The organism is Thauera sp. SDU_THAU2, assembly GCF_038260575.1.
In the GTDB taxonomy this organism is placed as follows: Bacteria; Pseudomonadota; Gammaproteobacteria; order Burkholderiales; family Rhodocyclaceae; genus Thauera.
Genome location: NZ_JBBWUN010000003.1, coordinates 3884323 through 3908028, shown reverse-complemented (window position 1 = coordinate 3908028; position 23706 = coordinate 3884323). Strand labels below are relative to the sequence as shown.

Here is a 23706-nt window from a genome sequence, read left to right as displayed (position 1 = left end):
ATGAACGTCATGCCCCCTTCTGGTGCGTCGGCGTGCATGTGCCCAGCGGGCTGGCACGCGTCCTGCTCAAGCAGCGGCACTGCGGCCGCGGGCGTGGTCCGCATCCAAAACTACCAGGAGGAGAAGCCCCATGGGCACCCTAGGCATTCTGTTGTCTCTCGTACTGCTGATGTATCTCGCTTACCGCGGCCTCAGCGTGCTGCTGCTCGCGCCGCTGCTGGCGCTGCTGGCCGTGCTGCTGTCGGGCGAGGCCGCGCTGCTGCTGCCGACCTACACCCAGGTCTTCATGAAGGCGATGGGCGGCTACGTGATCCAGTTCTTTCCGCTGTTCCTGCTCGGTGCGCTGTTCGGCAAGCTGATGGACGACTCCGGCTCGGCGCGAGCGATCGCCCATGCCATCGTCGCCAAGGTCGGCAGCGAGCGGGCGATCCTCGCCATCGTGCTCGCCTGCGGCATCCTGACCTATGGCGGCGTGTCCTTGTTCGTCGTCGCCTTCGCGGTCTATCCGATCGGTGCCGCGCTGTTCCGCGAAGCGGGCATTCCGAAGCGGCTGATCCCAGGAGCGATCGCGCTCGGTGCCTTCACCTTCACGATGACCGCGCTGCCGGGCACGCCGGCGATCCAGAACGCCATCCCCATCCCCTTCTTCGGCACCGACGCCTTTGCCGCGCCGATCCTCGGCCTGATCGGCGGCCTGATCATGTTCGTGCTCGGCACCTGGTGGCTGGGCGCGCAGGCACGCAAGCTGATGGCGGCCGGCGAAGGCTACGGCAACCATGCCGACGAACCCGTCGCCGACAGCGGCGGTCCGCTGCCCGGCTTCTGGCTGGCGCTGCTGCCGATCCTCGTCGTGATCGCCCTGAACTTCGTCATGGCCAAGCAGGTGCTGCCCAACATCGATACCAGCTACCTGGCCAAGCCCGAGTTCGGCGGCCTGCAGGATGCCCGCTCGCTGATCGGCATCTGGTCGATCATCGTCGCGCTCGCCGTGGCGATCATGCTGCTGGTGGCGATGCACTGGAAGCGCTGGACCGACTTGATGAAGACCGTCAACGAAGGCTCCTTCGGTTCGATGCTGCCGATCCTCAATACCGCGACCGAAGTCGGCTACGGCACCGTGATCGCCTCGCTGGCCGGTTTCGTCATCATCCGCGACCTGGTGCTGGGCATCGCCCCGGGCAATCCGCTGATTTCCGAGGCGGTGGCGGTCAACGTGCTGGCCGGCATCACCGGCTCGGCCTCGGGCGGCATGTCGATCGCGCTGAAGACGCTGGGCGCGGAGTATCTCGCCATGGCCAATGCCGCCGGCATCAGCCCGGAACTGCTGCACCGCGTCGCGGCGATGGCCTCCGGCTGCATGGACACGCTGCCGCACAACGGCGCGGTGATCTCGCTGCTCGCGATCTGCAAGCTCAACCACCGGCAGTCCTACGGCTTCATCGCCATGAACACCGTGGTGTTCCCGCTGATGGCGCTGGCGATCGTGATCGCGCTCGGCACCTTGTTCGGCAGCTTCTGAGCCCGGCCGCGGAGGAGACAGGACATGAGCATCGCTCGCCACCCCATGGCCGCGTCGCTGAACGTTTCGGACAGCGGCAAAGTGGTGTCCGCCCGCGAGGCGGTACGCCTGATCCGCTCGGGCGACACGGTCGCCACCGGCGGCTTCGTCGGCATCGGCTTTCCGGAAAGCATCGCCATCGCGCTGGAACAGCGTTTTCTCGAAAGCGAAGCGGCCGACGGCGCCGGCCACGGCGGCCCGCGCAATCTCACGCTGGTCTATGCCGCCGGCCAGGGTGACGGCAAGGAGCGCGGCCTCAACCACCTCGGCCACGAAGGCCTGGTCGGCAGCGTCGTCGGTGGCCACTGGGGGCTGGTGCCCAAGCTGCAGCGGCTCGCGGTCGACAACCGCATCGAGGCCTGGAACCTGCCCCAGGGCGTCATCTCGCACCTGTTCCGCGACATCGCCGCCGGCAAGCCCGGCACGCTGACGCGGGTCGGGCTGGGGACTTTCGTCGATCCGCGCTTCGGCGGCGGCCGGCTCAACCAGCGCACCACTGCCGAGCGCGTGCGCCTGCTCGAGATCGACGGCGAGGAATACCTGTTCTACAAGGCCTTCCCGATCCACGTCGGCATCATCCGCGGCACCACCGCCGATGCCGACGGCAACATCACGATGGAAAAGGAAGCGCTGACGCTGGAGGCGCGTGCGATCGCGATGGCCGCGCGCAATTCCGGCGGCATCGTCATCGCCCAGGTCGAGCGAGTCGCCGAGCGCGGCTCGCTGAACCCGCGCCAGGTGCAGGTGCCCGGCGTGCTGGTCGATTGCGTGGTGGTCGCGGAGCGGCCGGAGCACCACATGCAGACCTACAGCGAGCAGTACAACCCCGCGTTTTCCGGCGAGCTGCGCGTGCCGATGTCGGCGATCGCCGGCATGGGCATGAGCGAGCGCAAGATCATCGCCCGCCGCGCGGCGATGGAGCTGCAGGCCGACGCGGTGGTGAACCTGGGCATCGGCATGCCCGAAGGCGTGGCCAGCGTCGCCGCCGAGGAGCAGGTCATCGACCTGCTCACGCTCACCGCCGAGCCCGGCGTGATCGGCGGCATTCCGGCCGGCGGGCTGAGCTTCGGCGCGGCGGTCAATACCCAGGCGATCATCGACCAGCCCAGCCAGTTCGACTTCTACGACGGCGGCGGGCTGGACATCGCCTTTCTCGGCCTGGCGCAGGCCGACCGCGAAGGCAATCTCAACGTTTCGCGCTTCGGTCCGCGGCTGGCCGGCGCGGGCGGTTTCATCAACATCTCGCAGAACGCCAAGAAGGTGGTCTTCGTCGGCACCTTCACTTGCCGGTGCGCTGCAGGTGGTGGTGGAGGACGGCTGCCTGCGCATCGCGCAGGAGGGCAGCGCGAGGAAGTTCGTCGCCGAAGTCGAGCACCGCACCTTCAGCGGCCCGCAGGCGGTCAAGTGGCAGCAGGACGTGCTCTACGTCACCGAACGCTGCGTGTTCCGGCTGTGCGCGGAAGGACTGGAGCTGATCGAGATCGCGCCCGGCGTGGACCTGCAGCGCGACATCCTCGCCCACATGGACTTCGCCCCGGTCATCAAGCGCCCGCCGGCGCCGATGGATGCGCGCATCTTCGCCGACGAGGCGATGGGCCTGCGGCGGGACCTGCTCGAGATTCCGCTCGAGCAGCGCCTGTCCTACGACGCCGAGCAGGAGCTGTTCTTCGTGAACTTCGAAGGCCTGGCGGTGCGTACCGAAGCCGACATCGCCCGCATCGAGCGCGCGGTCGAGGCCGCGCTTGCCGCGGTGGGGCGGCACGTCGATGCGATCGTCAACTACGACCGCTTCTCCATCGTGCCCGAGCTCGTCGACGCCTACGTCGGCATGGTCAAGGGCCTGATGGCGCGCCACTACCGCTCGGTGACGCGCTACACCGCGAACAGCTTCCTGCGCATGAAGCTCGGCGAGGCGATGGAGAAGCACCAGATCGCGCCGCACATCTACGGCAGCGCCGCGGAGGCGCAGGACCGCGTTCGCGGCGGCAACTGAGCGCCTGCGGCCGGACGCGCTGCCGCGTGCCGGCCGGATGAAGCGCTGCCGCAGCGGCTGCCTCGATGCAGGCCGCTGCGGCAGCGTTTCCGGGCTTCAGCGTCCCGAGCAGTGCCCGCCCGAAGCCGCCTGCCCGCTGCCGAGGGCGAAGGGCGGCGGCTCCAGGCGCACGCCGCGGGTATCGAAGGTGTCCAGCGCCACCAGTGCCAGCACCCCCAGCCAGAACACCGCATTGACGAGGCGGAAGAGTTTCTTGCCGTTCATGCTTCTTCCCCCTCAGTTGGCGATGCGGCGGCGGATGCGCACGCCGATGATCGAACCGGCGAAGGCGAGCGCGAACCACACCCAGCCGTGCAGGCTGGCCGAGGCGATGCCGCCGAGGTAGGCGCCGACGTTGCAGCCGAAGGCCATGCGCGAACTGTAGCCCATCACCAGGCCGGCGACGCAGGCGGCGATCAGGCGGCGGTTCGACGGTAGCCTGACGTCCGCCGGGCCGTTCCAGCGCGACGCGGCCAGCGCGCCGTAGAGCAGGCCGAGGTTGGTCACCGAGGTGATGTCGGCCAGCAAAGGCTCGGCCAGCCGGGTGGCGTGCGGCTCGACGCCCCAGAAGGGATCGCCGACCGGGCTCCAGCCCAGCGCCGAAGCGATCTTGGCGCCCCACACGCCGATGCCGTAGACGATGCCCCAGGGTTGGCCGGCGACGACCAGGTGCAGGCCGTACAGCGCCGCCAGCAGCAGTGCGCCCAGCCACCAGCGGCGCGCCCAGCGGCTGCCGGCGCGGGCTGTTTCGGCGGCGGGGGCGAAGCTCGCCGTGCCGGCGCGCATCACCTGCCGGGCAGCATCTTGTGGCGTCGGGATCGGTGACGCCGCGGGCTGCGAGGCGGCGGATTGCGCTTGGGCGCGGCCGGCCAGCCAGGCCACCAGGCCGCAGCCGGCAACGGTCAGCGCGAGCGCGGTGGGCCAGCCCCAGGCCAGCAGATCCACCGCCGGCAGGCCGCCGAGGGCGATCCAGCCGGGCTGGTGCGAGGCGCCGACGAAGCTGCCGAGGGCGAAGGTCGGCAGCACCGCGAAGGACAGCGGCGCACCGGCGCCGGCCTTGTACAGCGTGCCCGAGCCGCAGCCGTCGGCCAGTTGCATCGCGGCGCCGAACAGGAAGGCGCCGAGCACCAGGCTGATCGTCAGCGGCGCCACCGCGCCGACCAGTTCGCCGCCGCTGCCGGCGATCAGCGGCAGGCTGACGGCGGCAGCGAGCACCATCAGCAGCATCTGCGCCCACAGTCCCTGCGGGTCGCGGCGTTCGATGAAGTCGCGCCAGCCGGTGGTGAAGCCGAAGCGGGCGCCTTGCAGCACCGCGCCGAAACCGATCCCGAGCAGGACCAGCAGGCCCTGGCGCACGCCGGCGGCGTAAGCCACCGCCAGCACGCCGGCCAGGCCGCCCGCGATCAGAAGCAAACGAAAGAACCAACGCATCGCAATCACCCCTTCCGCTTACTCGAAGGCCCGCTTGAGGTCCTGCACCAGCACGGTGAAGCGCGACGGCTGGTTTTCCATTGGCAATTCGCTCAGGCTCCAGCCGACCATCGATTCCGGGTAGAGCTTCACCGCCTCGTTGCCGACGATCTCCGATACCACGAACCAGTTCGTCGCCGCCCAGTGGCCGGTGTTGCAGAAGGACACTGCCGGCCCCGTCGCGACGCCTGCCTGCGCGGCCAGCGCCTTCAGTTCCTCGGCCGGCTTCAGCGTGGTGCCGCCCTTGACGAAGAACTGGGCGTTGTCGAAGGACTGCGCGCCGGGCAGGGTGCCGTAGCGCGCGGCGGCATCGACGCGGACTTCGCCGCTGAAGAAGCGCGGCGGGCGGGCGTCGAGCAGCAGCGGCGCCGACGAGGACTGGATCGCGCCGGCGAGTTCCTCGCGGCTGACGATCTGGTCCTGGTCGTAGCGGTACTCGAACCGGCTGGGCGCCACGTCGGGCACGGCCTTGTCGAGCGCGCCGCCGCTGCCGGCCCACAGCTTGGTGCCGCCGTCGAGGATCGACAGGCGGCTCAGGCCGCCGACTTTCAGCGTCCAGTACACCCGCGCCGCGGCGCCGAAATCCGTATGCGTGGTGCCGCCATGGACGACGACGACGTGGGTGCTGTCGTCGATGCCCGCCTTGCGCAGCAGTTCGGTCAGTTTGGCCTCGGACACGAGCTGCCCGGCATTGCTCTGCGGGCCGCGGAACGCACCGTAAGGCGTGTTGATGGCGCCGGGGATGTGGCCTTCGGCGTAGTCCTTGGGCGGGCGGATGTCGAGGATGCGCACGTCGGCCTGGCCGAGCAGGGGGCGCAGCTCCGCCGGCGTCAGCAGTGGCGTGTGGGCGTGTGCGGCGGCTGTCCGGGAAACGGTGGCCGGCTGGGTGCCGGTGTTCGTGTCGGCATGGACCGGTAGTGCGAGGATGGTGCCGGCCAGCGCCAGCAGGGCGATGGTCTTGTTCAGCATGGTGCGTCCTTGGGGTCGGGGCGGGCCCGTTCGAGCCGTGGCCTGTATGCAGGCTCTGGTGAGACAAGCGTGGATGAGGGCGAATTCTAATGGGGAGACGAATGGCAAAAAAAGATATTTGAGATTAATTATTAAGAACTCCGAGGAATTAGACGAAGCCCGTGACGGCGTGCGCTTCTGCATCGGCGGCTTTCGGGCGATAGTGGCTGCCTTGCCGGCAATGCCAAGCAATGACCTGCCATGAATCGACGACATTTCATCCTTGCCCTGGCGCTCGCCGCGCTGTCCGCCGCCTGCGGGCGCGAGATCGAGCTGCCCGCGCTGGCCGACGGCGCGCGGGTGCTCGCCTTCGGCGACAGCGTCACCTACGGCACCGGTGCGGGCGCAGACGAGGACTGGCCCGCGCTGCTGGCGGCGGCGACCGGCTGGGAGGTCGTGAACGCCGGCATCCCGGGCGACACCGCGCAGGCGGGCCGGCACAGGCTGCAGGAACTGCTCGACGAGTTCGCGCCGGCGCTGGTGCTGGTCGAGATCGGCGGCAACGATTTCCTGCGCCGCCGCAGCGAGTCCGAGGTCAAGGAGGATGCTCTGCGCCGGATCGTGCGCACGGCGCGGGCGGGCGGCGCGCAGGTGGTGCTGGTCGGCGTGCCGGCGCTGTCGTTGTCGGGCGCCGTCATCGGCCGCCTCGCCGATTCGCCGATCTACGCCGCACTGGCGCAGGAGGAAGGCGTGCCGCTGGTGCCGGACGTGTTCGCCGACGTGTTGTCGCAGGCCGAACTGCGCGCCGACCGCATCCACCCCAATGCGCAGGGCTACCGCCGGATGGCGGACGGCATCCACGCGCGGCTGCGCGAGATCGGGCTGGCGCGCTGAGCGGCGCCGCCACTGCGGCGAAGACCGGGCGGTATCAGTCGCCCGTCGGCGACAGGCGGAAGGCGCGCACCTCGTCGAGCTTGCGCAGTTCTTCCGCCAGCGTGCGCAGGTTGCCCTGCTGGCTGGTGCGGATGGTCATGCGGTATTCGAAGTACAGCCCGTCGTCCGACACGCGGTAGTTCATGTTGGCCACGGTGAAATCGTGCCGGGCGAGCAGCGCGCGCACTTCCTCCTCGTTCATCGCATGGCCGCGATCGAAGCGGATGGTGTGCTGGGCATACAGGTGCGAGGGCAGGCGGATCTCGATCCAGCGGAAGGCCGCCAGCGTACCGAGCGTGATCAGCGTGGCGAACACCGCCGGGAAGTAGAAGCCGATGCCCATCAGGATGCCGATCGCGGCCGTCATCCAGATCGAGGCCGCGGTGGTCAGCCCGCGCACGCTGAGCCCTTCCTTGAAGATCACGCCGGCACCGAGAAAGCCGATGCCGGTCATGATGCCCTGCGCCATGCGCGTCGGGTCGGTGCGCACGGTTTCCATCGGCACGCCGGGCAGCCAGGACCACTGGTACAGCGTCACCAGCATCAGCAGGCTGGAGGCGACGCAGACCAGCGAATGCGTGCGGAAGCCCGCCGGGCGGCCGTGGTAGCTGCGTTCGAGGCCGATGACGCCGCCGGCGCCGAGCGCGGCCAGCAGATGGACGGAGATGTTCGCCAGGTCGGCGTGCATGTTCGGTGGGCTCATCGGAGTCTCCTTGCCGAAGCGTTCTCGTTCTTCCTGCCGGCTCAGCCGTGGCCGCCCTCGAGATAGGCCGCCCGCACTTCCGGGCTGGCCAGCAGTTCCGCGCCCGTCCCCGCGAGCGTGATCTCGCCATGCTGCAGCACGTAGCCGCGGTGTGCAACCCGCAGCGCCTGGTTGGCGTTCTGTTCGACCAGCAGGATGGTCATGCCGTGGTCGCGGTTCAGCTCCCTGACGATCTGGAAGACCTTGCGGATGTAGATCGGCGCCAGGCCCAGCGAAGGCTCGTCGAGCAGCAGCAGCTTGGGCCGGCTCATCAGCGCGCGGGCGATCGCCAGCATCTGCTGCTCGCCGCCGGACAGCGTGCCGCCGCGCTGCGACTGGCGCTGCTCCAGGATAGGGAACATCGCGAACATGCGCGCGAGGTCGGCGTCGTAGTTCGCCGGGTCGGCGTGCGTCGCGCCCATCTGCAGGTTTTCCATCACCGTCATGCGCGGGAAGATGCGCCGGCCTTCGGGCACCAGCGCGATGCCGCGGCGGGCGATCTCGTGCGTGTGCACGCGGGTGATGTCCTCGCCGTCGAAGACGATGCGCCCGGCGCTCGCGCGCGGGTTGCCGAACAGGCTCATCATCAGCGTCGATTTGCCGGCGCCGTTGGCGCCGATCAGCGTCACGATCTCGCCGACCTGCACTTCGACGTCGATGCCGCGCAGCGCGTGGATGTGGCCGTAGTGGGCGTGCACGCCCTCCATCGTCAGCATCATGCCGTGGCTCCTCCCGTCGTCACTGCAGCGTCCTGCGCCTCTTCGTCGTCGTCCTCGCCGAGGTAGGCCTTGACCACCTCGGGGTCGTTCCTGACTTGCTCCGGCGTGCCCTCGGCGATCTTGCGGCCATAGCTGATCACGCCGATGTGGTCGGAGACGTTCATCACCACGCTCATGTCGTGCTCGATCAGCAGGATGGCGATGCCCAGCTCCCGGCACAGGTAGAGCAGCAGCGCGTTCAGCTCGGCCGATTCGCGCGGGTTGAGGCCGGCGGCGGGCTCGTCCAGGCACAGCAGCACCGGATCGACGCACAGCGCGCGGGCGATCTCGATGCGGCGCTGGATGCCGTAGGGCAGCGCGCCGGCGGCGTGGTCGGCGAGATGTTCGAGCCGCAGCCGCTTCAGCCACGTTGCCGCGCGCTCGATTGCCTCCTGCTCGGCCTGGCGGTAGCCGGGCAGGCCGAGCAGGCCGGCGATGGAGAACTTCGAGGCGCGCTGCAGCACGTTGTGCTGGGCGACGATCAGGTTCTCCAGCACCGTCATCTTTGGGAACAGGCGGATGTTCTGGAAGGTGCGCACGACCTGGGCGTCGCGCGCGACGCGGTGGCTGGGCAGCGCTTCCAGGCGCATTTCGCCGTGCTGTGGGTGGGCCAGGCGCAGGCTGCCGGTGGTCGGCCTGTAGAAACCGGTCAGGCAGTTGAACAGCGTGGTCTTGCCCGCGCCGTTGGGGCCGATGATGCCGGTGATGCTGGCGGCCGGCACGTCCAGCGACAGGTCGTCGATGGCGACCAGGCCGCCGAAGCGCATCGTCAGCTTCTGCACCGACAGCAGCGTGGCGGGCGTGTTCAGGGCGGCGGCATTCATCGTGCGGCCTCCTTCGCGGCGCCGGTCCTGCCCAGCGGGTTCAGGCGCACGGTCGGTTCGCGGTGCGACAGCAGGCCGCCCGGTTTCCAGATCATGATCAGCACCATCGCCGCGCCGAACAGCAGCATGCGGTATTCGGCGAAGTTGCGGCCGAACTCGGGGATCAGCACCAGCAGCGTCGCCGCCAGCACCACGCCCATCTGCGAACCCATGCCGCCCAGCACGACGATGGCGAGGATGATCGCCGATTCGGCGAAGGTGAAGCTTTCCGGCGAGATGAAGCCCTGGCGCGCGGCGAAGAACACACCGGCGAAGCCGCCCAGCATGGCGCCGATGGCAAAGGCCGACAGCTTGATGTTGGTGGTGTTCATGCCCATCGCGCGGCAGGCGATCTCGTCCTCGCGCAGCGCCTCCCAGGCGCGCCCGACCGGCAGCTTGCGCAGCCGCGAGACGAAGGCGTGGGTCAGCAGCGCCAGCACCAGGATCAGGTAGTAGAGGAAGATCAGCCGGTGCATCGGCGAGAAGTCCAGGCCGAAGAAGCCGGCGAAGGTCTGCTCGCCCTCGGGCGCGCTGCGGGCGAAGTCGAGGCCGAAGAAGCTCGGCCGCGGGATCGAGCTGATGCCGTTGGGGCCGCCCGAGAACTCGGTCCAGTTCACCAGGATGACGCGGATGATCTCGCCGAAGCCAAGCGTGACGATGGCCAGGTAGTCGCCGCGCAGGCGCAGGATCGGGTAGCCGAGCAGGATGCCGAAGCCGGCGGCGAGCGCGCCGGACACCGGCAGCGCTTCCCAGAAGCTCCAGCCGTACTGGGTCGACAGCAGCGCGTAGGAATAGGCGCCGACCGCGTAGAAGGCGACGTAGCCGAGGTCCAGCAGCCCGGCCAGGCCCACCACCACGTTCAGGCCCCAGCCCAGCATCACGTAGATCAGCACCGTGGTGGCGGTGTCGACCACGTAGCGGTTGTCGGAATAGAAGATCGGCAGCGCCACCGCGGCGCCGAGCGCGATCCAGCCGAGCACGGTCACCACTTTCTGCGCGCCTTGGGCGCGCTCGTCGGCGGTGGCCGGAGCGCCGGCCGCGCTGCGGGCCTGCTTGCGCTCGCGTGCCTGGTCGAGTCCCCAGCGCAGCAGCAGGCGGCCGGCGAACACCGCCGCGACGGTGGCGGCCAGCAGGCCGAAGCGGGTGTTGACCGCCAGCCGGCCGCCCACGTCCACCGTGGTCAGGCCGATCAGCGGCACGCCGAGGATGAAGCCGACGAAAGCGACCCAGCCGGCGTCGCGCAGGCGCTCGGCGGCGGTCATCGCGTGGCGGGCGAAGACGACGGTGCTCATCAGACTTTCTCCACTTCGGGCCGGCCGAGCAGGCCCGAGGGGCGCAGCATCAGCACCAGGCACAGGATGCCGAAGGTGGCGACGTCCTTGTATTCCGCCCACAGGTAGGCGGCCCAGAAGGATTCGATGAGGCCGATCAGCAGGCCGCCGAGCATCGCCCCCGGCAGCGAGCCGATGCCGCCCAGCACCGCCGCGGTGAAGGCCTTGATGCCGACCAGGAAGCCGATGAAGAAATCGACCACGCCGTAATACACCGTCACCATCACGCCGGCGACCGCGGCCAGCGCGGCGCCGAGCATGAAGGTCAGCGAGATCGTGCGGTCGACGTTGACGCCGAGCAGCGCGGCCATCGTGCGGTCCTGCTCGCAGGAGCGCTGCTGGCGGCCGAACGGCGTCTGCGTGATCATCCAGGTGAAGGCGACCATCAGCGTCACCGTGGTGACGATGATCAGCATCTGGCTCCAGCTGATCTGCACGCTGAAGGCCGGCGTGTCCCACAGCACGAGACCGCCCTCGAGGACCGGCGGGATCGGCTTGACGCGCGCGCCCTGGGTCAGTTGCACGGTGTTCTGCAGGAAGATCGACATGCCGATCGCCGAGATCAGCGGCGCCAGCCGGGTCGAGCCGCGCAGCGGGCGGTAGGCGGTGCGTTCCACTGCCCAGCCGTAGGCCGAGGTGAAGAAGATCGCCACGATCAGCACGAAGCTCAGCGCCAGCGGGATCGAAGTCCGACGTCGGCTGCCGCCAGCAGCGTGAAGGCGGTGACCGCGATGAACGCGCTCACCATGAAGATGTCGCCGTGGGCGAAGTTGATCATGCCGATGATGCCGTACACCATCGTGTAGCCGATGGCGATCAGGCCGTACATGGCGCCGAGCGTGAGCCCGTTGATCAGTTGCTGAAGTGCGTAGGCCACGATGTCTCCCGTGGAGGCACGGCGCCATCGCCCGCCGCCGGCCCGTGACGGGCGAGCGGCGGGGCGCCGTTCCTTGAAGTGGTCCCGTCCGTGCCGCTGCGAAACCGGGCGGTACGGAAGGCGGCCGGCGAGCCCAGGCGCTGCGCGGGCGGCGCCGGACCATCATTTGACGTAGTCGTACTGGCCGCCCTGCCAGCGGTAGACGACGAAGCCGGGCACGTTCAGGTCGCCCTTCGGACCGAAGGCGAGGTCGCCGATCACGGTCTTGAAGTTGCCGCCGCGCATCGCCTTCTCGAGGTCGGCGTACTTGGTGCCGTTGGCCGCGGTCGCCACCTGCTCGAACAACTGCATCGCGGCATAGGCGTACAGCACGTAGCCTTCCGGCTCGACCTTGGCGGCGCGGAACTTCTCCACCACCGGCGCGGCGTCGGGGTTCTTGCGCGCATCGGGCGAGAAGGTGAACAGCACGTTGTCGGCGGCCGGGCCGGCGGCGGTGACCAGCTCGGCATTGGTCATGGTGTCGCCGCCCATCACCGTCAACTGCAGGCCGGCGGCCTGGGCCTGGCGCAGGATCAGCGCGACTTCGGTGTGGTAGCCGCCGAAGGCCATCACGTCGACGCCGGCCTGCTTGAACTTGGCGATCAGGCTGGCGTAGTCGCGCTCGCCGGCGGTGATCGATTCGCGCAGCGCGGGCTTGAGGCCCTTGGCGCTCATCGCCTTGGCCATCTCGTCGGCCAGGCCCTTGCCGTAGGCGCTCTTGTCGTCGACCACTGCGACCTTCCGGTCCTTGAAGTGCTCGGCGAGGTAGCCGCCGGCCACCAGGCCCTGCTGGTCGTCGCGGCCCATGATGCGGAAGACGTTGGGCAGGCCGCGCTCGGTGACCTGCGGGTTGGTCGACACCGTGGCGACCAGGATGTCGGCGTCGGCATAGACGTCGGAGGCGGGGATCGTCGAGCTGGAGCACCAGTGGCCGTGCATGTAGACGATGCCCTTGTTCACCATGGTGTTGGCGACCGACACCGCCTGCTTGGGATCGCAGGCGTCGTCGCCCACTTCCAGCTTCAGCTTCTGGCCGAGCACGCCGCCGCGGGCGTTGATGTCGGCGATGGCCATTTCGGCGCCCTTGCGGATCTGGTCGCCGGCCGAAGCGTACTGGCCGCTCATCGGCCCGGCGATGGCGACCGTCAGGTCGGCCAGCGCGGCGCCGGAAAAGCCGCCGAGCGTGAGCAGGGCGGCGGCGAGCAGGGTTTGCTTCTTCATGGAACGTCTCCTTTGTTGTTTGATTCGAGCGGGTGTGAACTTCGGCCGCGGAGCCTGCGTTGATCCCGTCCCGTAAAGGTAAGCGAATTTCTCCGCCTTGCCATCCGTGGCGACCCTCAGGCCGGGGAATGCCTGCCCGCGGTGCTGGGCTCCGCGCCCCGGGGCGCTCAATGTCTCAAGTTCCGGGGCTTCTCCGCTCTGATCGGGATCAAAGCTGCATCACCGGCAGGCTGCGCGGCGGGTCTGCGACGCACTGCCGCATGCGCCGGCTGCGTGAGCGCTGCGGGCCATGGTGTAACATCCCCGCCAATCGTTTTGCCGCCGGCCGTCTGGCAGCGGCTTCTTCCGGGTAGATAATCCATGGTTCCGCACCTCACCACCGCACTCACCGGGCCGCTGCTCGAACTGGAGCGCCAGTTCCTCGACAACGCCTGCGACATCGAAAAGTGGTTCCGCACCCAGTGGCAGGACCACATGCCGCCCTTCTACGGCTCGACCGACCTGCGCAACTCGGGCTTCAAGCTCGCGCCGGTCGACCTGAACCTGTTCCCGGGCGGCTTCAACAACCTCAACGACGCCTTCATGCCACTGTGCGTGCAGGCCGCCCAGGTCGCGATCGAGCGCATCTGCCCCGACGCCGGCAAGCTGCTGCTGATCCCCGAGAACCACACCCGCAACCAGTTCTACCTGCAGAATGTGGCCAAGCTGGTGTCCATCCTGCGCCTGACCGGACTGGAAGTGCGCATCGGCAGCCTGCTGCCCGAGATCACCGAGCCGAGCGTGATCGAGCTGGCCAACGGCGCCGCGCTGACGCTGGAGCCGCTGCGGCGCAGCGGCAGCCGCGTCGGCCTGGACGGTTTCAGCCCCTGCGCGGTGCTGCTCAACAACGACCTGTCGGCGGGGATTCCGCCGGTGCTCCAGGGCCTGGACGAGCAGTGGCTGATCCCGCCGCTGCACGCAGGCTGGCATGCGCGCCGCAAGTCCAAGCACGCCGAATGCTACGACCGCGTGGCGCGCGAGTTCGCCGCCGCGATCGGCATCGACCCGTGGCGCATCAACCCCGAGTTCGGCGTCTGCGGCCAGATCAACTTCCAGGAGCGCACCGGCGAGGAATGCCTGGCGGCCCAGGTCGATTCGCTGCTGACCCGCATCCGCGCCAAGTACAAGGAATACGGCGTCAGCGACGAGCCTTTCGTCGTCGTCAAGGCCGATGCCGGCACCTACGGCATGGGCGTGATGACGGTCAAGGACGCTTCCGAGGTGGTCGGCCTGAACCGCCGCCAGCGCAACAAGATGGCGGTGGTCAAGGAAGGCCTGCAGGTGCACGAGGTCATCATCCAGGAAGGCGTGCATACCTTCGAGACGGTCGAGGACGGCGTCGCCGAGCCGGTCGTCTACATGATGGACCACTACGTCGTCGGCGGCTTCTACCGCGTGCATACCGAGCGCGGCCGCGACGAGAACCTGAACGCGCCGGGCATGCACTTCAAGCCGCTGGCCTTCGATACCTGCTGCACGCTGCCCGATGCGGGGCAGGGGCCGGACGCTCCGCCCAACCGCTTCTACGCCTACGGCGTGGTCGCGCGCCTGGCGCTGCTGGCGGCCTCGGTCGAGATCGAGGAAACCGCACCGGCCGAAGCGCTCGGAGAGGCGGCATGAAGTTCGCCTTCATCCTCGATCCGCTCGATGGGCTGAAGGCCTACAAGGACTCCAGCATCGCGATCATGCGTGCCGCCGCGGCGCGCGGCCACGCGGTGGGACCTTGCAGCGCGGCGCGCTGACCTGGCGCGACGGCGCGGTGTCTGCACGCGCGCTGCCGATCGGGCTGCCAGCCGGCGACAAACCCTGGTACGAGCCCGCCGGGCCGGAGCAGGCGCTGTCGCTGGTCGAGTTCGACGCCGTGCTGATGCGCCAGGACCCGCCCTTCGACTTCGAGTACGTCACCGCCACCTGGCTGCTGGAAGACGCGATGCAGGCCGGCGCAAGGGTATTCAACGACCCGCGCGCGATCCGCGACCACTCCGAGAAGCTCGCCATCACCGAATTCCCGCAGTTCATGGCCACCTCGCTGGTGGCGCGCGACGCGGTCGACATCCAGGCCTTCATCGACGAGATCGGCGACGTCATCCTGAAGCCGCTCGACGGCATGGGCGGCAGCCAGATTTTCCGCGTCAGGAAGGACGACCCCAACCGCAACGTCATCATCGAGACGCTGACCCAGGAAGGCGCGCGCACCATCATGGCGCAGCGCTACCTGCCGCAGATCGCCGACGGCGACAAGCGGGTACTGATCATCGGCGGTCAAGTCGTGCCGTATTCGCTGGCGCGCATTCCGCAGGCCGGCGAGACGCGCGGCAACCTCGCCGCCGGCGGCCGCGGCGTGGCGATGCCGCTGACCGAACGCGAACGCGAGATCGCCGAATACCTCGCGCCCATCCTGTGGCAGCGCGGGCTGCTGATCGTCGGCCTCGACGTCATCGGCGGCCATCTCACCGAAATCAACGTCACCAGCCCCACCTGCATGGTCGAGATCGCCACCCAGCAGGGCTTCGACGTCGCCGGCCTGGTCATCGACACGCTGGAGCGGGCCTGCGCCTGATGGGGGCGAGGCCGGACTTTTCCTCCTGCTGGCTGCGCTGCCTGGGGCTGATTGCCTGCATCCTGCTGCTGGCCGCCTGCTCGCGCGCCGAAGTCTTCCACCACGAGGCTTTCGTCTTCGGCACCCGGGTCGATGTCGCGGTGTATGGCGACGACCCGGCGGCGGCCGATGCCGCAGCCCAGGCCGTGCTGCGCGAGTTCGACCGCCTGCACCGCGCCTACCACGCCTGGGAGCCGTCCGAACTCACCGAACTGAACGCGGCCATCGCGCGCGGCGAAGCGGCGACGGTGTCCGACGAACTGGCGGCCTTGCTGAAGGACGCCCAGCGCATCGCCGCCACCAGCGACGAGCTGTTCGACCCGGCGCTGGGCGCGCTGGTGGCGCTGTGGGGCTTCCATACCGACACCTTCGTACCCGTACGCCCTGATCCGGCGAAATTGCAGGCGCTGATCGATGCCAGGCCGCGCATGGCCGACCTCGTCATCGACGGCAATCGTGTCGAGAGCCGCAACCCGGCGGTGCAGCTCGACTTCGGCGGCTATGCCAAGGGTTATGCGTTGGACCGCGCCGCCGTCATCCTGAAGCAGCAGGGCGTGGACAACGCGCTGATCAACATCGGCGGCAACGTGCTGGCGCTGGGCAAGAAGGGCGAGCAGCCGTGGCGTATCGGCGTCCAGCACCCTCGCCAACCCGCGCCGCTGGCGGTGATGCCGCTGTACGACGGCGAGGCGGTCGGCACCTCGGGCGACTACCAGCGCTATTTCGAACTCGACGGGCAACGCTACGCCCACCTGCTCGATCCGCGCACCGGCCAGCCGGCACACGGCACGCAGTCGATGACGGTGTTGGTCACGCCCGGCGTCGGCGCCAGAAATCTGGACAATGAGGGCACCGGCACCTTGTCCGATGCCGCCAGCAAGCCCGCCTACCTGGCCGGCGAGGGCTGGCGCGAACAAACACGCCGTTTCGGCATCGAACACGCGTTGCGCATCGCCGAGGACGGCCGCGTGGAAGTGACGCGGGCCTTGCGCGCGCGGCTGCAATTCATCGGGCCGGTCGAGCCCAGCGTCGTCGATTGAACTACAACAGCAACAGGGGAGAGGGGACATGATTGAAATGACTGAACAGACCGCATGGTTCGCTGCCATCGCCGCGGTGCTCATCGCTGCGCTGATCGGCTTCTTCATCGGTCGCAGCTGTGGCGGCGGCAAGGAGCGCATCCGGGAGCTGGAAGCCGAAGTCGAGCGTCAGAACTCCGAGGTCCAGCGCCAGGCGCAAGAGATCGAGGGTTATCGCAAGGAAGTGGAGACGCACTTCGACAAGACGGCGACGCTGTTCGTGTCGATGGCGGGTTCGTACAAGGAGCTGTTCGAGCATCTGTCCTCGGGCTACGAGAAACTGTCGTCCGGCTCGGCGCGCACGCTGTTCCAGCAGCGTGTCGATGCGCTGCTGGTCGGCTCCGCCCGCGATGCCGGCGAGGCGGACAAGCTGTTGGCGGGGGTGGGGGCCGCGGCGGCGATGGCTACCGTGGCAGATGCCGCTGCAGTGGAAGCTGCGGGCGCCGATGAGTCGGGTGTCGATACGCTGAGCACCACCGCGCCGGGCGCCGATGCGTCCGAGACCGAAACGCCGAGCGACGCGGCGCCGGATGCAGCCGGAACGCAGGACGCCATGGCTGCTACGGAGGAAGCCATCGCCACGCAGGCCGACGCGCTCGTGGAGAGTGCCGAGGCCGTCGCGTCCGACCACGCACCGGCGGAGGCCGTGCGCGATCTGGCCGCCGAAGCCTACCGGAACGAGGGCGCGCAGGCCGACGATCCGTTGAGCGAAGCGCTCTCCGGCGAAGGTGCCGGCCAGCACGCCGGGTCCCGCCGGGACGGCGCCGGCTGAACTGCGATGCCGCCCGGCCAGCCGTGTTTCCGCCCGGGGCGGGCGCGCACAGCCCGGCCGGCGGCGTCTGCATGCGGGTCCTTGCCGCTACGAGGTTTCGTCGTCGCGCTGCTGGCGGTACTGGTGCTCGGCGGCTGCGGCGTGCGCTTCGCGTATTCCCAGCTCGACTGGCTGGTGCCCTGGTACCTGCGCGACTATGTCACCTTCAACGCCGGCCAGCGCGAGGTGCTGGACCAGCGCCTGACGCTGCGGTTGGACTGGCACTGCCGCGCGCATCTGCCGGGTTACGTCGGTTTGCTGCGCGATGCGCGCCGTCTGCTGGCGCGCGAACGGATCGAGGCGCAGGATCTGGCGCCTTTCCTGGACCAGGGCGAAGCCTGGTTGGACGAGCTCCGCGTCGAACTGATCAACGATGCCAAGGTGCTGCTCGCAGGCCTGTCGGACGATCAGGTCGCCGAGCTGGCGGCTGCCTTCGAGCGGCGGGACAAGGAAGCGCGCGAGGAATTCCTCGGCGGCAGCACCGAGGTGCGCCGTAAGGCACAGATCGCGCGGATGGAAAAGCGCCTGCGCAACTGGTTCGGCCGCCTCACCGACGAACAGCGCGCGCTGGTCGCCGGCTGGAGCCGGGGGCTGCAGCCGACCACCGAACGCTGGCTGGACGAGCGCCGCCAATGGCAGCAGGGTGTGCTCGACGCCCTGCAGGTCCGCCGCGAGCCGCGGCTGTTCGCCGAGCGCATCGCGGCCCTGCAGGCGCCGGCGGCCGGGGTGCCGGCCGAATATCGTGAACAGGCGGCCTACAACCGCCAACTGACGCTGGCGTTGCTGGCCGGCGTCTTCAATACCGCCACCGCCCGTCAGCGGGAGCGCCTGCTGGCCGAGGTCGATGGGCTCGCGGGGCAGTTCGACAAGCTGGCTTGTGCCGCGCCGCGCATGGCCGAAGCGCGATGAGGGCCGCGGCGGGTGCCGAAGGCGTGTGCGCGCCTTCGGCGACGAGGATCAGCGCTGCGGTGCGGGCAGGCTGTCCGGTCCGGCCGCCCAGATGCGGTAGCGCACCTCGATGTCGTTCGGCGCGTAGATGACCAGCGGCAGCTGGCTGTTGTAGCGCACCAGCATGGGCTCGCCGCCGACCTGCACGAAGGCCTGTTTGCGGCTGTCGTCCGGGCAGGCCATCATCGTGCTGACGGGCGGGCCGACCTGATCCAGTTCGTAGTAGTTGTAGCCCCAGCCTTCGACGGTCTTCTCCTGCCATTGGCCGCCCATGCGGTGGTGGTTGCAGTCCACCTCCATCGTCTTGCCGGCGATCAGTTCCACCTTGCGTGCGCTTTCGTCGGCCAGCTTCGGCAGTTCGATGACGTGGCGGCTGTAGCCTTCGGCGGCGCGCGGCCAGGGCTTCAGCGCATCGTCGGCAGACGTCGTCGCGCAGGCGCTCAGCGACAGCCCCAGGGCAAGGGCGGCGAGACTGCTTTGGGTTTTCTTCATCGGAGCTCTCCTGTTGTTCTTGGGGGCGCCTTCGCGGGCGGCGGGCTCGCATTATCGGGGCAAATGCGCCCGAAGGTGCTGAAGCAGGCATGAGGGAGACCGTAAGAATATGTTGGTGAAACAGAGCATGAAAAGTGGCAATCGTGCCGGTCGCGGCCAAGCCGGGCTGCAAGTCGTCCGATTGCGCCGCCTGCGTGATTTCCGCGGAAGAATGCCGGTGGATTTTCGCTTCGGCAGGGACGACGCCGATACGCGTGCCGATCTCGGCCGGGAGCGGTCGCCGGAAGACTGAAACGGGCAGCGGCGGGCCGTGAATGCCGGGCAGTCCGTAGCGCGCTGCTGCGCGTATGATTGCGCGCGCCCTTGCCGCCGTCCCCTGTCCCCCGAGAATCCGATGCCGCCCAAGACCCAGCTCGACCGTTTCGCCATCAGCCTGATGTTGCTGTTCTGCACCTTGTGGGGCTTGCAGCAGGTGGCGATCAAGATCGCCAGCACGGGCATCTCGCCGGCATGGCAGGCCGGGCTGCGCTCGATCGGGGCGACGGTGCTGGTGTTCGGCTGGGCGCAGCTGCGCGGTATTCCGCTGTTCGGGCGCGACCGCACGCTGTGGCCGGGGCTGCTCGCGGGGGTGCTGTTCGCCGGCGAGTTCGCCTTGATCTTCCTCGGGCTCGAATTCACCACCGCGTCGCGAGGGGTGATCTTCCTGTACACCGCGCCCTTCTTCGTCGCCTTGGGGGCGAAGTGGCTGCTGCCGGACGAGCGGATGCGGCGTGCGCAATGGGCGGGGATGGCGCTGGCCTTCGCCGGAGTGCTGGCGCTGTTCGGCGAGAACCTGCTGCGGCCGTCCGGGCAGGCCTGGATCGGTGACCTGATGCTGGTCGGCGCGGCGATGCTCTGGGCCGCGACCACTTTGACGGTGAAGGCGAGCGCGCTTGCGCGCGCCTCGGCCGAGAAGATGCTGCTGTATCAGCTGGCGGTGTCGGCGCTGGTGCTGCCGGTGCTGTCGCTGGGCTTGGGCGAGGCGGGCGTGTTCGCACCCACGCCCGAGGTGTGGGCGAGCCTTGCCTTCCAGATCGTGCTGGTGGCATCGGCGAGCTACGTCGGCTGGTTCTGGCTGGTGCGCCATTATCCGGCGACGCGGCTGTCCTCGTTTTCCTTCCTGACGCCGGTGCTGGGCGTGCTGGCCGGCGGCGTGCTGCTGGGCGAGGCGCTGACGCCGGCGGTGTTCGCCGCGCTGGCGCTGGTGGGGGCCGGCATCTGGGTGGCGAACCGGCCGTCGGCCGGCTGAGCGGGCGGGGCGCGAGCCGTCCGGGAGTATAGTGCTGGCTGGCCTTGCGTCGAGGAGAATCGCCATGTCCCGTCCCGTCGTCGAGTTCTGGTACGAGTTCGCCAGTACCTATTCCTGGTTGTCGGTGATGCGCATCGAGCCGCTGGCGGAAGTGGCGGGCGTGCAGGTCGAATGGAAGCCCTTTCTGCTCGGGCCGGTGTTCATGGCGCTGGGCTGGAACGATTCGCCGTTCAACATCTATCCGCCCAAGGGCCGCTACATGTGGCGCGACCTGGAGCGCCTGGCGGCCAGGTACGGCCAGCCCTTCCGCAAGCCGAGCGGCTTTCCGCGCGACAGCCTGCTGGCGGCGCGGGTCGCGCTGGTGGGGGTGGCGGAAGGCTGGGTGGGGCCGTTTTCGCGCGCGGTGATGAGCGCCAACTTCGTCGAGGATCGCGACATCGGCCAGGCCGAGGTGATCGCGGAGATCCTGTCGCGGCAGGGGCTGGACGCCGATGCGGTGATCGGGCGCGCCTTGTCGGACGACAACAAGCAGGCTTTGCGCAGGCAGACCGAGCATGCGACCGAACTCGGCCTGTTCGGTGCGCCGAGCTTCAGGGTGGGCGAGGAACTGTTCTGGGGCAACGACCGCCTGGAAGATGCGCTCGACTGGGCGCGCGGCCTGCGGCCGCTGTAGGCGGCGGGCAGGGCTGGGCGCCGGTGTCGTGGTGGCCGGCTGCGGGATATCCGTCGCCGGCGTGCCGCCCAGCGGATCGCCGCCTGCCGCCCGCTATTTCTTCTTGTTGGCCTGGTCTTCCTCGTAGCGGCGGATGCGCTCTTCGTAGCGCGCGCGGTCGCGCTCGGCCGCGGCGGCGCGGGCGGCGGCTTCGGCTTCTGCCTCGGCACGTTTGGTGGCCAATTCCGCGTCGCGCGCAGCACGTTCGGCCTGTGCGCCGCTTGCGGCCTCGCCGGCGCTGCGGGCGCGCTCGGCACGGATGCGTTCGGCTTCGGGCGACGGGCCGACGTTCACATCAGGCGCCGGGGCCGGCGTGGCCGTGGCGCCAGGTGTCGGTACGTCGGGTGCCGGCACGCCGGGAGCGGGTTGTGCGGCCGAGCCGGCGGGTGCGTTGGTGCGCTGGGCGGCCTGGACTTCGGCGGCGGCGCGCTGGCGCTGGGCGAGCTCGATCTGACGGGCCTCGGCTTCGAGCGCACGGGCGCGCTTGATGGTGTCGAGGCGTAGCTGCCTGGCCTGGTCGATGCAGCGATTGACGAGGAATTTCTGGTAGCAGCCGGCTTCGGTGGTGACGAAGGTGGCTTCGGCTTCGTCGCGCAGTGCCTTGGCCTGGGCGTTGAGTTCGGCCTTGCGCGCATTTTCGGCGGCGGTCTGCGACGGTGCGCCGGCATCGGCCGGTGCTTGCGCAAGCGCGGCATTGGACAGCGACAGCAGGACGGCGGCCGACAGCGACAGCAGTGCGCGTGCGGGTCTGGAGGTCGAGTTCAGAGGGGCGGGGGTGAGGCTGGGGCGGGACATGCGCGCAGGATTCCGGAGACGATTCGCTTGGCGCGTAGAATAGCGCCTTTATTTCCGTTCGCGGCCGTCCGGCTGCATTTCAGCTTCGTGATCAGTCTTCGCAATCTGCGCCTCGCACGCGGCGCCAAGGTCCTCGTCGAAGGGGCCGCGCTGCAGATCCATCCCGGCTGGAAAGTCGGCCTGACCGGCGCCAACGGCAGCGGCAAATCCAGTCTGTTCGCCATGCTGCGCGACCAGCTCCATCCCGACCAGGGCGACCTCGAGATGCCGCCGGGCTGGGTGATCGCCCACGTCGCACAGGAAACCCCCGGCCTGGCGCGGCCGGCGATCGACTACGTGCTCGACGGCGATGCCGAACTGCGCGCCATCGAGGCCGAGCTGGCCACCGCCGAAGCCAGCCACGACGGCGGCCGCATCGGCGAGCTGCACGCCCGGCTGCACGAGATCGGCGGCTATGCGGCGCGTTCGCGCGCGGCGGCGCTGCTCGACGGCCTGGGCTTCCTGCAGTCGGACATCGAGCGCCCGGTGGCGGATTTTTCCGGCGGCTGGCGGATGCGGCTGAACCTGGCGCAGGCGCTGATGTGCCGCTCCGACCTGCTGCTGCTGGACGAGCCGACCAACCACCTCGACCTCGACGCGGTGATCTGGCTCGAAGCCTGGCTGCGCGACTATCGCGGCACCTTGCTGCTGATCTCGCACGACCGCGAATTCCTCGACGCCTGCACCACCCACATCGCCCACATCGAGCAGCAGCGCCTGGCGCTGTACTCCGGCGGCTATTCCGACTTCGAGCGCCAGCGCGGCGAGCGCCTGCAGCAGCAGCAGGCGATGTTCGACAAGCAGCAGCGCGAGATCGCGCACATGGAAGACTACATCCGCCGCTTCCGCGCCAAGGCCACCAAGGCGCGCCAGGCGCAGAGCCGGATCAAGGCGCTGGAGCGGATGGAGCGCATCGCCGCCGCCCACGTCGATACGCCCTTCAGCTTCGCCTTCCGCGATGCGCCGCCGGCGCCCGACCCGCTGCTGCAGATCGAGGACGGCGCGGTCGGCTACGGCGAGCGCAGGGTGCTGGAGAGGATCCTGCTGACGCTGCGCCCCGGCGAGCGCGTCGGCCTGCTCGGGCGCAACGGCGCCGGCAAGTCGACGCTGATCAAGCTGCTGGCGGGCGAGCTGCCGCTGGCCGCCGGACGCAGGCTGGAAGGCAAGGGCCTGGCGACCGGCTACTTCGCCCAGCACCAGCTCGAAACCCTGCGCCCGGACGAATCCGCGCTGCAGCACATGATGCGGCTCGATCCGCAGACGCGCGAGCAGGAATTGCGCGACTACCTCGGCGGCTTCGATTTCCGCGGAGATGGTGTGGGCGGCACTTCCACGCCGGCGACCACGCCCTGCGGCCCGTTCTCGGGCGGCGAGAAGTCGCGCCTGGCGCTGGCCCTGCTGATCTGGCGGCGGCCCAACCTGCTGCTGCTGGACGAACCGACCAACCACCTCGACCTGGAAATGCGTCACGCGCTGACGATGGCGCTGCAGGACTACGAAGGCGCGATGGTGCTGGTGTCGCACGACCGCGCGCTGCTGCGCGCCACCTGCGACCGCTTCCTGCTGGTCGATGGCGGCCGCATCCAGCCTTTCGACGGCGACCTCGACGACTACCGCGACTGGCTCGCCAGCCGCCGCGCCGAGCTTGCCGCCGCGGCCTCGGATCCCGGCCAGGCCGCCGGCAAGGCCGCGCGCAAGGCCGACCGCGCCCAGGCCGCGGCCGACCGCCAGGCGCGGCTGGCCGCGCGCCGGCCGCTGGCGAAGGAGATCGAGCAGATCGACAAGCGCCTGGCGGCATGGAACAAGGAAAAGACCGAGCTCGACGAGCGCCTGGCCGATCCGGCGCTATACACCGGACCGCAGGCCGGCGAGGTGCCGGCGCTCAACAAGCGCCAGGCGGAGCTGGCTGAGCGCATCGAGGAAGCCGAGCTGCGCTGGCTGGAACTGCACGAGGCGCTGGAAGCGATTCCGGCTGATTGAGCCGCGCGTGGCACCCCCCGCTTTCCGCAAACGGTTTTAGCCGCGACAGCAGTGGAGGGGGGCCGCGGTCGCATCGTGGCTAAGTTGCTCCTGCGGGCAAGGGGGGCCGCTGCGGATGGGTCGGGCCCCACCCCACCCGGCCGGCCGCACCT

At 69.3% G+C, this 23706-nt stretch carries 22 protein-coding genes and 2 pseudogenes; 12 read left to right on the top strand and 12 right to left on the bottom strand.

Features of this window, described 5'->3' with window-relative positions; all coding sequences use genetic code 11:
• The first annotated feature begins 130 nt into the window (after positions 1–130).
• Both AAFL97_RS20035 and AAFL97_RS20030 read left to right on the top strand, forming a co-directional pair.
• Entirely contained in the window at positions 131–1519 is a 1389-nt protein-coding gene (locus AAFL97_RS20035; protein ID WP_341646420.1) for a GntP family permease, read from the top strand.
• A 24-nt stretch (positions 1520–1543) separates the two neighbouring features.
• Positions 1544–3551 (top strand): annotated as a pseudogene (locus tag AAFL97_RS20030) (acyl CoA:acetate/3-ketoacid CoA transferase).
• A gap of 96 nt (positions 3552–3647) precedes the next feature.
• Here AAFL97_RS20030 and AAFL97_RS20025 read toward each other — a convergent pair.
• Genes AAFL97_RS20025 through AAFL97_RS20015 form a run of 3 tightly spaced genes read right to left on the bottom strand, consistent with a single transcriptional unit; the run spans position 3648 to position 6029 of the window.
• Positions 3648–3815 carry a hypothetical protein gene (locus AAFL97_RS20025; RefSeq protein WP_341646419.1) on the bottom strand — a complete coding sequence of 56 codons (168 nt, stop codon included), beginning with the start codon at positions 3813–3815 and terminating at the stop codon, positions 3648–3650.
• A 12-nt stretch (positions 3816–3827) separates the two neighbouring features.
• Positions 3828–5003, bottom strand: a complete 1176-nt coding sequence (locus AAFL97_RS20020; protein WP_341646418.1) for a YeeE/YedE family protein — start codon at positions 5001–5003, stop codon at positions 3828–3830.
• Positions 5004–5039: 36 nt separating this feature from the next.
• The gene (locus AAFL97_RS20015) at positions 5040–6029 is read right to left on the bottom strand and encodes a sulfurtransferase (RefSeq protein ID WP_341646417.1); all 990 of its coding nucleotides are present in this window, start codon (positions 6027–6029) and stop codon (positions 5040–5042) included.
• A gap of 240 nt (positions 6030–6269) precedes the next feature.
• Here AAFL97_RS20015 and AAFL97_RS20010 point away from each other — a divergent pair, with 240 nt between their 5' ends.
• Positions 6270–6902: an arylesterase gene (locus AAFL97_RS20010; RefSeq protein WP_341646416.1), complete on the top strand. Its 633-nt coding sequence runs from the start codon at positions 6270–6272 to the stop codon at positions 6900–6902.
• Between the two features lie 34 nt (positions 6903–6936).
• Here AAFL97_RS20010 and AAFL97_RS20005 read toward each other — a convergent pair whose 3' ends face one another.
• The 7 genes from AAFL97_RS20005 to AAFL97_RS19980 all read right to left on the bottom strand — a co-directional run bounded on the left by AAFL97_RS20005 (position 6937) and on the right by AAFL97_RS19980 (position 12772).
• Positions 6937–7644, bottom strand: a complete 708-nt coding sequence (locus AAFL97_RS20005; RefSeq protein WP_263460381.1) for an MgtC/SapB family protein — start codon at positions 7642–7644, stop codon at positions 6937–6939.
• Positions 7645–7685: 41 nt separating this feature from the next.
• Positions 7686–8399, bottom strand: a complete 714-nt coding sequence (locus AAFL97_RS20000; protein WP_341647210.1) for an ABC transporter ATP-binding protein — start codon at positions 8397–8399, stop codon at positions 7686–7688.
• Positions 8399–9250 (bottom strand): ABC transporter ATP-binding protein, encoded by an 852-nt coding sequence (locus tag AAFL97_RS19995; RefSeq protein WP_341647209.1) that lies wholly within the window; start codon positions 9248–9250, stop codon positions 8399–8401. The genes AAFL97_RS20000 and AAFL97_RS19995 overlap by 1 nt, the downstream gene beginning before the upstream one ends.
• An 11-nt stretch (positions 9251–9261) precedes the next feature.
• A complete protein-coding gene (gene livM, locus AAFL97_RS19990; RefSeq protein ID WP_341646415.1) occupies positions 9262–10596 on the bottom strand; it encodes a high-affinity branched-chain amino acid ABC transporter permease LivM in 1335 nt (444 codons plus the stop codon).
• Positions 10596–11297, bottom strand: a complete 702-nt coding sequence (locus AAFL97_RS19985; protein ID WP_445954513.1) for an ABC transporter permease subunit — start codon at positions 11295–11297, stop codon at positions 10596–10598. The genes livM and AAFL97_RS19985 overlap by 1 nt, the downstream gene beginning before the upstream one ends.
• Positions 11298–11302: 5 nt before the next feature.
• On the bottom strand, positions 11303–11512 hold the full coding sequence (locus AAFL97_RS24790) for an ABC transporter permease subunit (RefSeq protein WP_445954512.1): 210 nt from the start codon (positions 11510–11512) through the stop codon (positions 11303–11305).
• Positions 11513–11674: 162 nt separating this feature from the next.
• Positions 11675–12772: a branched-chain amino acid ABC transporter substrate-binding protein gene (locus AAFL97_RS19980; RefSeq protein ID WP_341646414.1), complete on the bottom strand. Its 1098-nt coding sequence runs from the start codon at positions 12770–12772 to the stop codon at positions 11675–11677.
• Between the two features lie 360 nt (positions 12773–13132).
• Here AAFL97_RS19980 and gshA point away from each other — a divergent pair, with 360 nt between their 5' ends.
• The 5 genes and pseudogenes from gshA to AAFL97_RS19955 all read left to right on the top strand — a co-directional run bounded on the left by gshA (position 13133) and on the right by AAFL97_RS19955 (position 18209).
• A complete protein-coding gene (gshA, locus tag AAFL97_RS19975; protein WP_341646413.1) occupies positions 13133–14431 on the top strand; it encodes a glutamate--cysteine ligase in 1299 nt (432 codons plus the stop codon).
• Positions 14428–15371, top strand: a pseudogene (gene gshB, locus AAFL97_RS19970) (glutathione synthase). Before gshA ends, gshB begins: the two are co-directional and overlap by 4 nt.
• Positions 15371–16450 (top strand): FAD:protein FMN transferase, encoded by a 1080-nt coding sequence (locus AAFL97_RS19965; RefSeq protein ID WP_341646412.1) that lies wholly within the window; start codon positions 15371–15373, stop codon positions 16448–16450. The pseudogene gshB and the gene AAFL97_RS19965 overlap by 1 nt, the downstream one beginning before the upstream one ends.
• 28 nt (positions 16451–16478) lie before the next feature.
• The gene (locus AAFL97_RS19960) at positions 16479–17261 is read left to right on the top strand and encodes a ZapG family protein (RefSeq protein ID WP_341646411.1); all 783 of its coding nucleotides are present in this window, start codon (positions 16479–16481) and stop codon (positions 17259–17261) included.
• A gap of 81 nt (positions 17262–17342) precedes the next feature.
• Entirely contained in the window at positions 17343–18209 is an 867-nt protein-coding gene (locus tag AAFL97_RS19955; RefSeq protein ID WP_341646410.1) for a DUF6279 family lipoprotein, read from the top strand.
• A gap of 48 nt (positions 18210–18257) precedes the next feature.
• Here the strand turns inward: AAFL97_RS19955 and eco are convergent, their stop codons facing one another.
• Positions 18258–18740, bottom strand: a complete 483-nt coding sequence (eco, locus tag AAFL97_RS19950) for a serine protease inhibitor ecotin (protein ID WP_341646409.1) — start codon at positions 18738–18740, stop codon at positions 18258–18260.
• A 109-nt stretch (positions 18741–18849) separates the two neighbouring features.
• Here eco and AAFL97_RS19945 point away from each other — a divergent pair, with 109 nt between their 5' ends.
• The 3 genes from AAFL97_RS19945 to AAFL97_RS19935 all read left to right on the top strand — a co-directional run bounded on the left by AAFL97_RS19945 (position 18850) and on the right by AAFL97_RS19935 (position 20701).
• A complete protein-coding gene (locus AAFL97_RS19945) occupies positions 18850–19032 on the top strand; it encodes a hypothetical protein (RefSeq protein ID WP_341646408.1) in 183 nt (60 codons plus the stop codon).
• A gap of 102 nt (positions 19033–19134) precedes the next feature.
• The gene (locus AAFL97_RS19940; RefSeq protein WP_341646407.1) at positions 19135–20028 is read left to right on the top strand and encodes a DMT family transporter; all 894 of its coding nucleotides are present in this window, start codon (positions 19135–19137) and stop codon (positions 20026–20028) included.
• Positions 20029–20092: 64 nt separating this feature from the next.
• Positions 20093–20701 (top strand): 2-hydroxychromene-2-carboxylate isomerase, encoded by a 609-nt coding sequence (locus tag AAFL97_RS19935; protein WP_341646406.1) that lies wholly within the window; start codon positions 20093–20095, stop codon positions 20699–20701.
• Between the two features lie 93 nt (positions 20702–20794).
• Here AAFL97_RS19935 and AAFL97_RS19930 read toward each other — a convergent pair whose 3' ends face one another.
• Positions 20795–21535, bottom strand: coding sequence for a hypothetical protein (locus AAFL97_RS19930; RefSeq protein WP_341646405.1), 741 nt, complete (start codon positions 21533–21535; stop codon positions 20795–20797).
• Between the two features lie 87 nt (positions 21536–21622).
• Here AAFL97_RS19930 and AAFL97_RS19925 point away from each other — a divergent pair, with 87 nt between their 5' ends.
• Positions 21623–23554, top strand: a complete 1932-nt coding sequence (locus AAFL97_RS19925) for an ATP-binding cassette domain-containing protein (protein ID WP_341646404.1) — start codon at positions 21623–21625, stop codon at positions 23552–23554.
• The last annotated feature ends 152 nt before the right edge of the window (positions 23555–23706 follow it).